11 protein-coding genes are annotated in these 14,278 nt (G+C 70.0%); 6 read left to right on the plus strand and 5 right to left on the minus strand.

The annotated features are described in order from the left end of the window. Positions 1-82: 82 nt before the first annotated feature. The gene (locus IEZ09_RS40450) at positions 83-442 is read right to left on the minus strand and encodes a hotdog fold thioesterase (RefSeq protein ID WP_189259181.1); all 360 of its coding nucleotides are present in this window, start codon (positions 440-442) and stop codon (positions 83-85) included. Here IEZ09_RS40450 and polA point away from each other — a divergent pair. The 3 genes from polA (at position 441) to IEZ09_RS40465 (ending at position 5,784) form a co-directional block, all read left to right on the plus strand. Further along, entirely contained in the window at positions 441-3,224 is a 2,784-nt protein-coding gene (gene polA, locus IEZ09_RS40455; protein WP_189259182.1) for a DNA polymerase I, read from the plus strand. The two genes, IEZ09_RS40450 and polA, sit on opposite strands and share 2 nt — an antisense overlap. 296 nt (positions 3,225-3,520) lie before the next feature. Continuing rightward, positions 3,521-4,699 carry a glycosyltransferase gene (locus tag IEZ09_RS40460; RefSeq protein WP_189259146.1) on the plus strand — a complete coding sequence of 393 codons (1,179 nt, stop codon included), beginning with the start codon at positions 3,521-3,523 and terminating at the stop codon, positions 4,697-4,699. 44 nt (positions 4,700-4,743) lie between these two features. Further along, a complete protein-coding gene (locus IEZ09_RS40465; protein WP_189259147.1) occupies positions 4,744-5,784 on the plus strand; it encodes an Hsp70 family protein in 1,041 nt (346 codons plus the stop codon). Here the strand turns inward: IEZ09_RS40465 and IEZ09_RS40470 are convergent. Continuing rightward, positions 5,781-6,992, minus strand: a complete 1,212-nt coding sequence (locus IEZ09_RS40470; RefSeq protein ID WP_189259148.1) for an aminotransferase class V-fold PLP-dependent enzyme — start codon at positions 6,990-6,992, stop codon at positions 5,781-5,783. The two genes, IEZ09_RS40465 and IEZ09_RS40470, sit on opposite strands and share 4 nt — an antisense overlap. Continuing rightward, entirely contained in the window at positions 6,979-7,449 is a 471-nt protein-coding gene (locus tag IEZ09_RS40475; protein ID WP_189259149.1) for a DUF1453 domain-containing protein, read from the minus strand. Before IEZ09_RS40475 ends, IEZ09_RS40470 begins: the two co-directional genes overlap by 14 nt. A gap of 63 nt (positions 7,450-7,512) precedes the next feature. On the opposite strand from IEZ09_RS40475, the gene IEZ09_RS40480 reads away from it, so the two are divergent. Continuing rightward, positions 7,513-8,115, plus strand: a complete 603-nt coding sequence (locus IEZ09_RS40480) for a TetR/AcrR family transcriptional regulator (RefSeq protein WP_229813388.1) — start codon at positions 7,513-7,515, stop codon at positions 8,113-8,115. Here the strand turns inward: IEZ09_RS40480 and IEZ09_RS40485 are convergent. After that, positions 8,072-8,686, minus strand: a complete 615-nt coding sequence (locus tag IEZ09_RS40485; protein ID WP_189259151.1) for a class I SAM-dependent methyltransferase — start codon at positions 8,684-8,686, stop codon at positions 8,072-8,074. The two genes, IEZ09_RS40480 and IEZ09_RS40485, sit on opposite strands and share 44 nt — an antisense overlap. 84 nt (positions 8,687-8,770) lie before the next feature. On the opposite strand from IEZ09_RS40485, the gene IEZ09_RS40490 reads away from it, so the two are divergent. Together IEZ09_RS40490 and IEZ09_RS40495 are read left to right on the plus strand one after the other, a co-directional pair. Further along, entirely contained in the window at positions 8,771-9,709 is a 939-nt protein-coding gene (locus IEZ09_RS40490) for an Lrp/AsnC family transcriptional regulator (RefSeq protein WP_229813389.1), read from the plus strand. A gap of 34 nt (positions 9,710-9,743) precedes the next feature. Then, positions 9,744-12,752, plus strand: coding sequence for an AfsR/SARP family transcriptional regulator (locus tag IEZ09_RS40495; protein WP_229813392.1), 3,009 nt, complete (start codon positions 9,744-9,746; stop codon positions 12,750-12,752). A gap of 3 nt (positions 12,753-12,755) precedes the next feature. On the opposite strand, the gene IEZ09_RS40500 is transcribed toward IEZ09_RS40495, so the two are convergent. Next, the gene (locus tag IEZ09_RS40500) at positions 12,756-14,216 is read right to left on the minus strand and encodes an alkaline phosphatase family protein (RefSeq protein ID WP_189259154.1); all 1,461 of its coding nucleotides are present in this window, start codon (positions 14,214-14,216) and stop codon (positions 12,756-12,758) included. Positions 14,217-14,278 lie beyond the last annotated feature (62 nt).

The following is a 14,278-nucleotide window of genomic DNA, read 5'->3' on the forward strand; positions in this document are numbered from 1 at the left end:
AACCACTCCCCGAGAGCCGGAACTGGATTACCAGTCCAACTTCCGGGGAGCGGTTCAGTGGATGAAGGAGCCCTTCATCGTTTCAGGCGCCTGGGGGCTTGGGACGCAGGAGGCACGTGAGGCGGGCGGTGCAGGTGCGCTTGCCCTCCTCGTCCGTCACGACGATCTCGTACGTCGTCGTGCTGCGGCCGAGGTGGATGGGGCGGGCGACGCCCGTGACGATGCCGTCGCGCGCGGCCCGGTGGTGGGTGCAGGACAGCTCGAGTCCGACTGCGATGGAGCCGAACTGCGCGGCGTGCATCGCGGACGCGAGGGAACCCAGCTGCTCGGCGAGCACGGCGTTCGCACCGCCGTGCAGCAGGCCGAACGGCTGCCGGTTGCCCTTGACCGGCATGGTGCCGATCATCTCCTGGACATCCCATCGGGTGATTTCGATGCCCATGCGGACGTGCAGCTGTTCGTCGGCGAACTCCACGGGCAGGTCGGCGGTCACACGTGCTCCAAGGGGTCAAGCGAAAGTGTCAGACCCCCACCCTAGACTCGGGCTCGTGACTCCCTCAGACGTGAAGCGGCTCCTGCTCATCGACGGTCACTCGATGGCCTACCGAGCGTTCTACGCCCTGCCCGCCGAGAACTTCCAGACGGCGACGGGGCAGGTCACGAACGCCGTGTACGGCTTCACGTCCATGCTCATCAACATCCTGCGGGACGAGAAGCCCACGCACGTCGCGGTGGCGTTCGACGTCTCGCGCAAGACGTTCCGCTCCGAGCAGTACCCGGAGTACAAGGCCGGTCGCTCCAAGACGCCGGACGAGTTCCGCAGCCAGGTCTCGCTGATCGGCGAGGTCCTCGACGCGCTCCAGATCTGCAAGATGGAGAAGGAGGGCTACGAGGCCGACGACATCATCGCCACGCTGACCACGCAGGCGGTGGAGCAGGGCTTCGAGGTCGAGATCGTCACCGGAGACCGGGACGCGTTCCAGCTGGTCAACGACAAGGTGACGGTGCTGTACCCGGTCAAGGGCGTGTCCGAGATGGGCCGGTTCACCCCTGCCTACGTCGAGGAGAAGCACGGCGTGCGGCCCGACCAGTACGCCGACTACGCGGCGGTGCGCGGCGACTCGTCGGACAACCTGCCGAACACGCCGGGCGTGGGCCCGAAGACGATCATCAAGCTGCTCAACCAGTTCGGCGGGCTGAACGAGCTGGTCGACCGCATCGACGAGGTGCCGGGCAAGGTCGGCGAGGCGCTGCGCGGCAACCTGGCGAACATCATCATGAACCGCCAGCTGACCGAGCTGGTGAAGGACCTGGAGCTGCCGTACCAGGTGGAGGGTCTCGCGGTGCGGCCGTGGGACCGCGACGCCGTGCACCGGCTGTTCGACGAGCTGGAGTTCCGCGTCCTGCGCGACCGTCTCTTCCAGACTCTCACGACCGCGGAGCCCGAGGCAGAGGAGGGCTTCGAGATCTCCGGCGGCGCGATCCCGGCCGGCACGCTCGCCACGTGGCTCGACCAGCACGCCCGCAAGAGCCGCGTCGGCCTCGCGTTGCGCGTCGTGGGAAACGACATCGAGGGCGTCGCGCTGTGCACCGCTTCGGGTGAGGGCGGCTACGTCGACGTCACGCAGCTGAACTCCGCCGACGAGAACGCGCTCGCCGCGTGGCTCGCGGACGAGAGCGTCGCCAAGGCTGGCCACGACCTGAAGCTGCCGTTGCGCCAGGTGCGCGCCCGCGGCTGGAAGCTGCGCGGCCTGACCTCGGACACGGCGCTGGCCGCGTACCTGGTCCGTCCCGGTCAGCGCTCGTTCGCCCTCGACGACCTGGCGCTGCGCTACCTGAAGCGCGAGCTGCGCGCGGAGGAGTCGGGCGACGGCCAGCTGTCGCTGCTGACCGACGAGTCCGAGGAGGCGCAGAAGATCGCCACCGGCACGATCCTGCGCGCGCGTGCCGTGGCCGAGCTCGCCGACCGCCTCGACGCCGAGCTCGCGACGATCGGCGGCGCCCGTCTGCTGGCCGATCTCGAACTGCCGCTGATGAACGTGCTCGACGAGGTCGAGGCCGTCGGCATCGCGATCGACGTCGAGCACCTGTCGTCGCTGGAGGCGCACTTCGCGGCGGGCGTGAAGCAGGCGGCGCAGGACGCGTACTCGGTGATCGGCAAGGAGATCAACCTCGGCAGCCCGAAGCAGCTGCAGACGGTTCTCTTCGACGAGCTGAACATGCCGAAGACGAAGAAGACCAAGACGGGCTACACGACCGACGCCGACGCGCTGCAGAACCTCTTCGAGCAGACCGAGCACCCGTTCCTGCAGCACCTGTTGTCCCACCGCGACGTCACGCGGCTGAAGTCCACTGTGGACGGTCTGCTCAAGTCGGTCGCCGACGACGGCCGCATCCACACGACGTTCCACCAGACCATCGCCGCCACGGGCCGGCTGTCGTCGACCGACCCGAACCTGCAGAACATCCCGATCCGCACCGACGAGGGCCGCCGCATCCGCCAGGCCTTCGTCGTCGGCGACGGCTACGCGGAGCTGATGACCGCGGACTACAGCCAGATCGAGATGCGCATCATGGCCACGCTGTCCGGCGACGAGGGCCTGATCGCGGCGTTCAACAGCGGCGAGGACCTGCACACCTACGTGGCGTCCCAGGCGTTCTCGATCCCCACCTCCGAGGTGACGGGCGAGATGCGCCGCCGCATCAAGGCGATGTCCTACGGCCTCGCGTATGGCCTGAGCGTCTTCGGTCTCTCGCAGCAGCTGCGCATCCCGACCGAAGAGGCCCGCGAGCAGATGGAGGCCTACTTCTCCCGGTTCGGCGGCGTGCGCGACTACCTCAACGAGATCGTCGAGAAGGCCCGCAAGGACGGCTACACCGAGACCGTCCTCGGCCGCCGCCGCTACCTGCCGGACCTGACGTCCGACAACCGCCAGCGCCGCGAGATGGCCGAGCGCATGGCCCTCAACGCCCCGATCCAGGGCAGCGCCGCCGACATCATCAAGGTGGCCATGCTGGGCGTGTTCCGCGCGCTGCAGGAGTCCGGCCTGCGGTCGCGCATGCTCCTGCAGGTGCACGACGAACTGGTGCTGGAGATCGCCGAGGGCGAGCGCGAGGCGGTGGAGGCCCTGGTCCGCGACCAGATGGGCAACGCCTACCCGCTCCGGGTGCCGCTGGAGGTCTCGGTGGGTGTGGGCCGCTCGTGGGACGATGCAGCGCACTAGGGCCTGTGTCGAGGTCGATGGCTGAACGCGGCTGATGGAGGCCGTCGAGGGCGGTGACCGCGTTCAGCTTTGCCGTGCTGCCAAGGACAATGCCGCTTGGTGGACCAGGTCGCCGGGGTGCGGGTGGTCGTAACGGCGGGTCGCGTTCGGCCGTCGTGGCACGCCTGTCGCGGCACTGCGAAACCGCCGCCGTGGAATGTCCCCATTGGAACGTATAACGCACCGGGGGACTTGCCGCAAGACCTGGGGTCAGCCGCACAATTCGTGGCCTGACCAGGGGATTGAGGGGATTTCACATGCGGCTTCTGCTGTCCACGATCGGTTCGCGGGGAGAGGCGCAGCCGGTCACCGCACTGGCTGTGCAGCTGAAGGAGCTGGGCAACGACGTGCGGGTCGTCGCGCCGCCGGACTTCGAGGACCTCGTGACCGGCAACGGAATCGGCTTCACGCCGGTCGGGCCCGTCCTGCGCACCGTCACCGCCGTGCAGCCGAAGCCCGAGGACCTCGGCAGGCTCGCCGAGGAGTCCGTGCGGGAGCAGTTCCGGGTGGTGAGCCAGGCGGCGCAGGGGGCGGACGTGCTGGTGGCGGGCGGTGCGTTGCAGCACGCCACGCGGTCGGTGGCGGAAAGCGTCGGCGCGCGCTACGTGTACGCGAGCTTCTGCGCCAACACGTTGCCGTCGCCGCACCACGCGCCGCCTGCGATGTTGGGCCGCGTTCCGGTGAACGGAACACCGGAGGAAAACCTCGCGCAGTGGGAGCAGCACCGTCAGCTGTTCGCGGCCTCGCGCGAGGTCCTCAACGCCGAGCGCGCCAAGCTTGGCCTGGACCCGGTCGACGACGTCCGCGACCACATCTTCGGTGACGCCCCGTGGCTCGCCGCGGACCCGGTGCTCGGCCCGTGGCCGGGCCCCGGTGAGCTCGTGCAGACCGGTGCCTGGCTGATCGACGACCAACGCCCGCTCGCGCCGGAGCTCGACGCGTTCCTGGCCGGTGGGGAACCGCCGATCTACTTCGGCTTGGGCAGCATGCGCGGTGCGCAGGACGCGGCGCACCACGCGATCGCGGCCGCGCGTGAACTGGGCAGGCGGGTGGTCCTGCAGCAGGGCTGGGCCGGGTTGCGGCTCGCCGACGACGCCCCGGACTGCATCGCGATCGGCGAGGTGAACCAGCAGGCGCTGTTCCGCCGCGTCGCCGTGGTCGTGCACCACGGTGGCGCGGGCACCACCACGACGGCCGCGGCGGCCGGCACGCCGCAGGTTGTGCTGCCGCACATGTACGACCAGTACTACTGGGGCAGCCAGGTCGAGCGGCTGAACATCGGACGCTCGGCGGCCGCCGTGACGACCGAGGTCCTCGCCAAAGCTCTCCAGTTGCACGAGGAAGCCGCCGAGGTGGGCACGCAGGTGCGGACGGATGGCGCAAAGGTTGCCGCGGAACGCCTGCAGCGGATCGCGGGGGTGAACCGGGCCAACTGAGACGTACGTGTTGTGGGTGTCCGCGCCTAAGGGGTGACCCGCACATGTCGTACCAGGTTGGGCTCGATCTCGGATCCGCAGGCACCAAGATCGCCACCGAGTGGGGCGTCACGACCACCAGACGCCGTTGCCGGGACGCGCCGGCCGCGGAGATCGCGCAGCTTCTCGACGACCTCGCTGCCCTGCACGGGGAGCCGCCGAGCCGGGTGGCGATGACGCACTCGGTCAGCTGGCCGCACGAGTACCTCGAACAACTGCGGCAGGACCTGATCGACGCGGGGCGGGCCGACGTGTTGTTCGTGCCCGCGCCGCACGCCGCGGCGATCGCGTTCGACGCCGACGTGCGGATGCCCGAGCACAGCACGGTCGCGGTGTTCGACTTCGGTGCCACCGGCGCGGACATCACGTTGCTGCGCAAGCAGGGTGTGTTCCTCTTGGCCGGGCGGCCGGAGCGGGTCGACATCGGCGGGTTCGACCTCGACGACCTGGTCGTGGAGCACGTCGTCGCGAAGCTCGGGGCGCGCAGCCCCGCGCTCGTGCAGAGCTGTGTCGAGGCGAAGGAGCTGCTCGGGAGTTGTCCTGAGGTGCGGATTCCGGTCGTGTCGGACGAGGTGCGCGAGGTCAGGCTCAGCCGGTTGGAGTTCGAGGCGATCATCCGGCCGTCCGTCGAGCTGGCCGTCGAGGCTCTCGACCGGGTTGTCAGGAGCGCCGGGTTGTGCGTGCCCGACGTCATCCTGCTCGTCGGCGGGTCGTCGCGGATTCCGTTGGTGGTCAAGGAGATCTCGGAACGGCTGCGGATTCCGGTCCTGCTGGCTCCCGACGGCGCGTCCGCGACGGGGGCGTTTCTCGAGGCACGGCAGCTGGAGCCAGAACCGGTCGGCGAACCGGAGGTGTGGGTGCCTGCGCCGCGGGAGGAAGCCGAGCCGAAGCGGCGGATTCCGACCACGCCGTTCATCGCTGTGGGGCTGTTGGTTCTCGTCCTCGGCGGTGGGTGGGCCGCGCACGAGGCCATGAACCAGCCGGAGGTGGAGACGACCAGCGTGGAACTGGCGCCGCCGGGAACCGCTGTGCTGCCGCACTTCTAGAGCGCGCGGATCTCCTTCAGCGTGCGGTCGATCTCCTCCGGTGTGTTGAGGATCGCCGTGCCGATCCGTGCGTACGGGATGCGGTAGGCGGCGGTGGTGATCTGGATCTGCTTCTGTGCCAGCAAAGCCACGACTTCGTTGCCGGTCTTGCCGTTGACGTCGAAGCACACCATGCCGGCGGACATCCTGGGATCGCGCGGCGTGTGGATGACGACGCCGGGGATTTCGGCCAGGCCGTCGGAGAACCTCGTTGCCAGCTCGGTGATCCGGGCCGCCACGCGGGTGCGGCCGAGCCGTTGGTGGAACTGCACTGCTGCCTTCACCGCGTAGAAGTGCTCGAACGCGTGGAAGCCGCCGGGACCGAGCGCCGCCGTGTCGCTGCGGTTGGTCAGGCTCGGCAGCAACGGCACGATCTGGTCGCTCACCTGCGGATTGACCCACACCATGCCGGTGCCGCGCGGCCCGAACAGCCACTTGTGCGTTCCTGCAACGAAAACGTCGGCGCCGAGACGGGCTGCGTCGTCGTCGACGGCCGCCAGCCCGTGCACGCCGTCGACGACGAGGAGGCAGCGGTCTTCCTGTTTGCGGCCCTTGTTGGCCTCGGCGACGACCTGTGCGCACGCCCGAACCGGCATCTTCACTCCCGTGCTCGACTGCACCCACGTGATGCCGACGGCACGGGTCCGCGGCGTGATCGAGTTCCGCAGCCGGGTGGCGACCTCGTCCTCGGTGACGCGGGCCGAGCTCTCGTAGAGCGTGCCGATCCGCACCTCGGCACCGGCCCGCGTCGCCGCGAGCCGCGCGGCCTGCTGGTGCCACGAGTGGTCCTGGTCGCTGAGCAGCAACTCCTGGTCCTGCCGGAGTTTCAGGCCGCCGTAGACGATCGAGAGCCCGGTCGTCGTGTTGGGGACGAACGCGATGTCGCCCGCAGCGCCGCCGACGTACTGCCCGAGCGCGGCGGCGACCTCCTGCGCCTGCTCGGGCATCAGGTCGTGCGAGTTGGCGTCGAGTTTCCGCTTGAAGTCGTCGACGGCGGTCCGCACCTCGCGCGGGTTCGACGCCAGGTAGAACAGCCCCAGGTTGGTCAGCGCGGGGTCGAGCCGGAACTCGCGGCGCACCGCGCCCCAGTCGACGCCCTGCGCGGCCGACGCGGCGGTCGGCGTGACGGCGAGAAGCCCGGCGCCCACGAGGAAGTCACGACGATCCATGCCTCCCATGGAACCGCTCCTGCGCCTTGCCCCGCAGCTTTTCGTCGCGCGCGAACGGAATTCCGGTGTTGAGCGCCTTCGCGCCGATCGTGCACAGCTCGCCGAGCATGCTCACGCCGATCGACAGCTGCGTCGGGGCGTGCCCGCCGATGAGCAGGCCCAGCCCGGCGCTCGCGCCGAGCGACGTCACCCACACCAGCAACGTCCACGGCGTGTAGCGCTGCCACAGGTGACCGTCGCGTTCGAACAGCTTGATCGTCATGCCCCGGAGCGCGCCGAACGCGAAGCCGGCCGCGAGCGGGAGCACGTAGATCAGGTGGAACTCCTCCACCGCGCGGATGCCGAAGAACAGCAGGAACGCGGGCGGCGCCAACAGGTCCCTGGCGTTGAGCGGCTCCCCCATGAACCGGCGCACGAGCACGTACAGCACACCGGCCGCTATCAGCGCATATGTCATTCCATCCCCCTTAGTAGCATGACCTTGCTACTTAAACTAGCAGGGCCATGCTACAAAAGGGAGGTGTCACCGCGAGTCGTTGATCCCGTCGCCCGCCGCCAGGCCGTCGCCGAGGCGGTGTTCCGCGTGGTCGTGCGGGACGGCGTCGAACAGGCCTCGCTGCGCAACGTGGCGGAGGAGGCGGGCCTCGCCATCGGCTCCATCCGGCACTACTTCGACAGTCACGACGACATGATCATCTTTGCCGTCGAGGCCCTCATCCAGTCGATCGACCAGCGCGTCATGGACCACGTCGGGTCGCTCGCGGACCGCACGGACCTGCGCCGCCCTGCCGAGCGCGTGCTGGCGGAGGTGCTGCCGCTCGACGAACGCCGGCGCGACGAAGCCGTGCTGTGGCTGGCCTTCGCGACCGCAGCCAGGACCCGTCCGTCACTGCGGCCGCACGCCGAGCGGCTCTACGACGGCCTGCGCCGGCTCTGCCACCGCGCGCTGACCGTGATGGCCGCCTCCGGCACCGTCGCGTCCGGCCTCGACGTCGAGCTGGAGTCCGAACGGCTGGCGTCGCTGCTGAACGGCCTCACCGTGGACGGCGTGCTGCACCCCGACCGGGTGACCCCCGATCTCACGGTGTCGTTGCTGCGCAGGCACCTCGACTCGCTGCGGTAGCTTCCACGACCCAGACCGGCAGCTCGGGCACGCCGTCGACGCCGGCCACCGCGATGACGTCCCGCGCGAACCGGGTGATCTCCCAGCCTGCGTCCTCGAGCGCGGTCCGCAGCTCCGGCTCGCTCACGTCGAACGGGGTGCCCTCGACCGCGAGCGACGTCAGGTTCAGCAACGCGCCGTCCACGGCCGCCTTCCGCAACGCCGCCACGAGCCCCGGCCGCTGATCCGGTGGCAGGCAGTGGAACAACGCGCTCGCCAACACCGTGTCGAACTGACCCGTGAACGCCGCGGCATCACCGACGATCCACTCGACGCCGTCACCACGCGTGCGCGCAATCTCGATCGCGGTCGGCGCGATGTCCACAGCCGTGACCCGGAATCCGCGCCCTGCCAGGAAAAGCGCGTTGTCACCCGTTCCGCACCCCGCGTCCAGGACGTGCCCGCGAAACCGGCCGGCCCGCTCCCACGCCACGACGACCGGCTGCGGCCCGCCGATGTCCCACGGCACGCCGGCGTGCGGCACCCCCTCGACCAGCTCGCCGCCCCGGTAGAACCCTTCGAAATCAACCATGCGACGAGCTTTGCGAGCAGAGCGTCGATCTGTCGGCTACGAGCAAACATGCGACGGAATCCATCACAAACTAGCCTCGGCGTGGTGGAATCCATCGACCGAAGGCTCGCTCACGCGTTGCAGATCGACGGCCGCGCCCCGTTCGCGAAGATCGCCGACGTCCTGAAGATCTCCGAACACACCGCCGCTCGCCGCTACCACCGGCTCAAGGAGCAGGGCATCAGGGTGAGGGGCGCGCTCAACCGGTTCCGCCTCGGCCACCACGCCTGGACACTCCGGCTTCGCTGCGTCCCGGACGCCGGGCCCGCCCTCGCCCGCGCGCTCGCCCGGCGCGACGACACCTTCTGGGTGCACCTGATGTCCGGCGGCACCGAGATCTCCTGCCTGCAACAGGTGCAGAGCCCGGACGAGCTGCTGCTCGACCGCCTTCCCCGGCGCCTGGTCGACGTGAGCGCGCACAACGTCCTGCGCGGCTTCGTCTCGCCCGGCACGTGGCGCGGCCTCGCCTGCCTCACCGACGACGAAGTCGCTGCCCTGCAACCGGAACTCGCACCGGAACCGCCGGCCGGACTCACGCCCCTCGACGAAGCACTGCTCAAGATCCTGGAGGCCGACGGTCGCGCCGGGTACGCCGAACTGGCCGCGAAGGCCAGGACGTCCGAGTCGACCGCCCGCCGCCGGGTCGACCACCTCAGGCGAACCGGAGTGCTGGAGCTGCAGCTGGACGCTGACCCAGCACGGTTCGGCTTCCCCACCCAGGCCAGGCTGTGGATGCGCGTGGAACCCCGGCATCTGGCCGAGGCGGGGGCGGCGCTCGCCACGCACCCCGAGGTGTACTTCGCGGCCGCCACCACGGGACCGTCGAACCTGGTCGCCAGCGTCACGTGCCGCAGCAGCGGAGATCTCTACCGGTACCTCACCGAGTGCGTCGGAGGTCTGGAGGGTGTGCGGGAATCGGAGTCCGCACCGGTGATCCGGACGCTGAAACGTGTCGCAACAAGCGCGGATGAGGCATTCTCGTAGCGGGTTGGGGAGTTCTGGGGGATGGGGGTTGAGCGTGCGAGCGCTCGTACTAGGGCCGATCGAGGTATGGGTCGGCGACAGACAGGTGGGTCTCGGCGGGCCGAAGCCGAGAACGTTGCTGGCCGCCTTGCTGCTGCAGCCGCGGCAGGTGGTGCCGGTGGAGCGGTTGATCGACCTCATCTGGGACGAATCACCGCCGCAGACAGCGGGTGCGCTGGTCCACACGTACGTGTCCGCCCTGCGGCGCGCGGTCGGCAAGGCGCTCGTCACCAGGGCGCCGGGATATCTGCTGGACGTCGACAGCGACGTGGAGCAGTTCAACAAGCACTTGACCACGGCACGGCAGGCGGAACGGGCCGACGACCCGGCCACCGCGATCACGCACTACCAGCACGGGCTCGCGCTGTGGCGTGGTCCGGCGCTGCACGGCGTCGACGCGCAGTTCGCCCGCGGGCACGCGCTGGCGCTGGAGGAGTCGAGGCTCAGCGCCGAGGAGGGGCTCGGCCGTTGCGAGCTCGCGCAGAACCGGGTCGAGGACGCCATCGCACGGTTGACGGCACTGGCCAACGCGCACCCAGCGCGCGAGGACACGCGCGAGCTGCTCATGCGGGCCTTCCACCGCGCCGGTCGGCAGGCCGACGCGCTGAACGTCTACCGCGACGCCCGCGAGCACCTGCTCGACGAGCTCGGCATCGAACCGGGCGAGAAGCTGCGAGACCTGCAGAAGGCGATCCTCAACGGCACGCTGGAGGCCGCCCCGCGCAGGACCCTGGTGGTGGCGACGCCACCGCCGGTCGTGACGGCCCAGCAGGTCGTTCCGCACCACCTGCCGCCCGACATCAGCGACTTCACCGGCCGCGAGGAGGCGTTGAAGCAGGTTCTGAGCCTCACGGAAGACGCTGTGGGGCAGGACCGCACGGCGACGCCGACCGTGGTCGTCTCGGGTTTCGGTGGCGCCGGCAAGTCCGCGCTGGCCGTGCACGCCGCCCACCTGCTGCGGAAGTCGTACCCGGACGGCCAGTTGTTCGCGGATCTGCGCGGCGCGGGACGGGACCTCGAACCGCAGGAGGTGCTCGGGCGGTTTCTCGGGCTGCTCGGCATTCCCGGCCAGGACCAGCCCACCGCACCGGACGAGCGCGTCGAGCTGTACCGGCGCACGGTCTCCGATCGGCGGCTGGTGATCGTGCTCGACAACGCCCGCAGCGAGGCCCAGGTCCGGCCGCTGCTGCCCGGCAACGCGAACTGCTTCGTGATCATCACGAGCCGCAGCAGGCTCACCGGGCTGGAGGGCGCCGAGCCGATCGAGCTGGGGTTCTTCGACTCCGCGGTCAGCGAGGAGATGCTCAGCCGGGTCGTCGGTGCCGAGCGGATCGGGTCGGAACCCGAAGCGGCGCAACGGATCGCGGAACTGTGCGGTGGTGTGCCGCTCGCGCTCAGGGCGGCGGCGGCGAAGCTGCTGGCACGGCCGCACTGGCCGTTGAACACGCTCGCCAAGCGGCTGTCGGACGAGCGAAGACGGCTGGACGAGCTGGAAACCGGCGACCTCGCGATCCGGTCGTCGTTGAAGCTCAACTACTCCGAGCTCGACGCGCGGCACCGCAAGGCGTTCCACCTGCTGGCGTTGCTCGACCTGCCGGACTTCGGCGCCTGGATCGCGGCACCGTTGCTGGACATTTCGCCGTACGACGCGGAAGACGTCGTCGAGCACCTCGTGGACCTGCGGCTGGTGGACGTCGCGGGCGTCGACCAGATCGGCAGGGTGCGCTACCGGTTCCACGACCTGGTGCAGCTCTTCGGCGCGGAGCAGGCTGCGGGGGAACCGGCGGAGGAAGTCACCGAGGCCGTCACCCGCACGCTCGCGACGTGGCTCGCGCTCGTGGAAACCGGTGTGAAGAAGCTGCCTCGCGTGACGCTCGGGCTGAGGCCCCCGTTGCACACCGAGATCGACGTGGACCCGCGGCTGCGGGACGACGTCGAGGAAGATCCGACGGGGTGGCTGCACTCCGAGACGGGCGCGGTGGTGCGTGCCGTCGAACGCGCCCACGACCTCGGCGTCGACGAGCTGACCACGACCGTGATCACGTCACTGCTGTCGTCGCCGTTCGCGGCGCGCAACGAGTTCGGCAACTGGCAGCGCACCCACGAGGTGGCACTGCGGTCGGCCAGGGAACGCGGCAACCGGCGTGCCGAGGCGGTGCTGCTGGCCGGGCTCGGGCAGCTGCGGTACGAGCAGGACGACTTCGCGGCGGCGCTGACGAGCTTCCGGCAGGCGGCGGAGATCGCTGCGGAGATCGACGAGCCCGGGACGCTGGCCGTCGCCTACGTCGGCATGGGCACGGTGCACCGCGACCTGGCCGAGTTCGAACGGGCGCGTGAACTGCTCGACCAGGCGATCGCGTTGGGGGACAAGGGAGTTGTCGCCGCGGCCAGCTACGGCGTCGGCGCGATCCACCGCGACCACGGTGATCTCGCCGAGGCGACGCGGGCGTTCGAACGCTGCGTGGAGCTCTACCGGGAGCAGGACGACCAGCGCGGTGAAGGGTTGGCGTTGCGCGGGCTCAGCCTGTGCCACCGGGCCGCGGGAACGGTCGGCGAGGCCGTCGCGCTGAGCCGGGAGGCCGAGCGGATCCTGCGTGAGGCCGGAGACGAACTCGGTGCCACGTACGCGGCTCAGTCGCTCGCGAAGGCGTTGCTGCGGGCAGGGGAACTCGACGGCGTCGACGACCTCCTGACCGAGTGCCTGGAGGTCTGCACGCGTCAGCGCGACAGGTTCGGCATCGCGCTGATGACCAGGACGCTGGGCGAGGCCGCGTTGGCGCGGGGGCGGGACGACGACGCCGCTGTGCTCCTGGACGACGCGCTGAAGCAGTGGACCGCGCTGGGGTTGCCGATCTGGCAGGCCCGCACGATGCGCGATCTCGCCGCCGCCACCGGTGACGACGAGATGTGGTTGCGGGCCAAGGACCTGTTCGCCCAGGTCGGTGCACGGGAGGCAGGAGAACTGGAAGGGCTGAGCGCCGGCCGGTGGCGCTCAGCCCTCTAGGGGTCACGACAGGCGCGGGGCGTCCACCGCCCAGTACCAGTTGTTGCCGGCGTCGAAGAGCCGCCACGACACCTTGGCGGTGCGGGCACCCGGCGGGACGGCCACGGTCAGCGAGATCTGCTGGGCGAGGCCGTCCGCGTCGTGGGTGCGGACGACCTGTGCGGGGCCGCCGTCGAACGACACGGACACCGTGCCGCGTTGCGCGCCCTCCTGCCGGTAGTGCGAGACGTACTCGAGGCGGACGCTCGACTTGCCGGTCACGTCGTGGGCGGGCGAGGTGAGCGTCGAGTCGAACTTGCCGGTCGAGGACGGCGAACCCTTGTCGTCCCACTCGTCGGGGTCCGCGACCGCGAAGACACCACGGGCGCGCACGTTCGCCTCACGTTGCTGGGAAGGCGCGGTGCGGGTCCAGAAGTCGTCGGTGGTGAACGACCAGCCCTGCCACTCCGCGACACCCTGCGGCATCGACGCCGCCGTGGTCACCGTCCAGCCCGCCGGAGCCTGGTGCGTCCAGCCCAGAACGCTCGTGGGCACACCGGTTTCGTCCTGGCGCGGCTTCAGCGTCGCCGAGTCGAACGGGTCGGCTGGCGCGGAACCGATCGGGTAACCGTCCACAGTGGCCGGTACGCCGAGGTGCCGCAGCGCGGTCGCCGCGACGTCGACGAGCTTCGGTGCCACCGCCGGGCGGGCCGCGCCGGTGGAGATCACGAACGTCATCCGCTCCTCGGGCGAGTCACCGCCGTGGCCGCCCGCCGCCGTGTGGCCGTGGTCGGTGGTGAGCATGATCAGCCAGTCTTCCGCCGCGTACTCCGGCCGCGACTCGACGGCGCTGATCAGTCGGCCGACCTGCGCGTCGTTGGTGCGCATCGCCGCGGCGTACTGCGAGGAGTCGGCGCCGTAGTTGTGCCCCGCGATGTCGATCTGGCCGAGGTAGACGAACGAGGCGTCCGCGGCGTTCGTGCGGAGGTGCTGCTCGGCGTCGGCGGTGATCTTCTCGTCGGACCCGGTGTACCCGGCGGTGTCGCCGTCCAGCACGTACTTGCGGTCCTGGCCGGTGCGCAGGATCTGGTCGCTGATCGGCTTCCAGTCCACCGCCGCGTACGTGGACAGCGCGGGCTTCGCGGTGTTGGCCCGCTCCAGCCAGCTCGGGTACGACGCGAGGGCGTTGCCCGTGAAGGAGTTGTCCTTGACCTTGTGCTTGTCCGGCCAGACGCCCGTCAGGATCGTCGACCAGCCGGGACCGCTGGACGTCTGGGCCATGCCCGACCCGTAGAGGGCGCTGCGGGCGCCGTACCCGCGGTCGAGCAGCGCGTGGACGTGGGGCGTGTCAGCGGCCAGCAGCTTGTCGTACCGAGCGCCGTCGAGGCCGATCACGAGCACCTTCGGCGTCTTCACCGGTTCCGCGACGGCCGCCGGGGTGATCAGCAGCAGGGGCAGCAGCAACGCGAGAGCAGCTCTTGTCATGACAAGCAGACTTGCGTTCTGCAACCGTATTCAGCAACGGAGTGAATCCGAAGTTCACCAGG

Origin of the sequence: Lentzea flava, from assembly GCF_014648475.1 — a bacterium.
Taxonomy (GTDB): Bacteria; Actinomycetota; Actinomycetes; order Mycobacteriales; family Pseudonocardiaceae; genus Lentzea; species Lentzea flava.

What these genes read in the sequence shown, in the direction of transcription:
- polA (WP_189259182.1), top strand. Translation starts at nt 441, where the DNA reads ATGCGGACGTGCAGCTGTTCGTCGGCGAACTCCACGGGCAGGTCGGCG.
- IEZ09_RS40450 (WP_189259181.1), bottom strand. Translation starts at nt 442, where the DNA reads ATGGGCATCGAAATCACCCGATGGGATGTCCAGGAGATGATCGGCACC.
- IEZ09_RS40460 (WP_189259146.1), top strand. Translation starts at nt 3,521, where the DNA reads ATGCGGCTTCTGCTGTCCACGATCGGTTCGCGGGGAGAGGCGCAGCCG.
- IEZ09_RS40465 (WP_189259147.1), top strand. Translation starts at nt 4,744, where the DNA reads ATGTCGTACCAGGTTGGGCTCGATCTCGGATCCGCAGGCACCAAGATC.
- IEZ09_RS40470 (WP_189259148.1), bottom strand. Translation starts at nt 6,992, where the DNA reads ATGGATCGTCGTGACTTCCTCGTGGGCGCCGGGCTTCTCGCCGTCACG.
- IEZ09_RS40475 (WP_189259149.1), bottom strand. Translation starts at nt 7,449, where the DNA reads ATGACATATGCGCTGATAGCGGCCGGTGTGCTGTACGTGCTCGTGCGC.
- IEZ09_RS40485 (WP_189259151.1), bottom strand. Translation starts at nt 8,686, where the DNA reads ATGGTTGATTTCGAAGGGTTCTACCGGGGCGGCGAGCTGGTCGAGGGG.
- IEZ09_RS40500 (WP_189259154.1), bottom strand. Translation starts at nt 14,216, where the DNA reads ATGACAAGAGCTGCTCTCGCGTTGCTGCTGCCCCTGCTGCTGATCACC.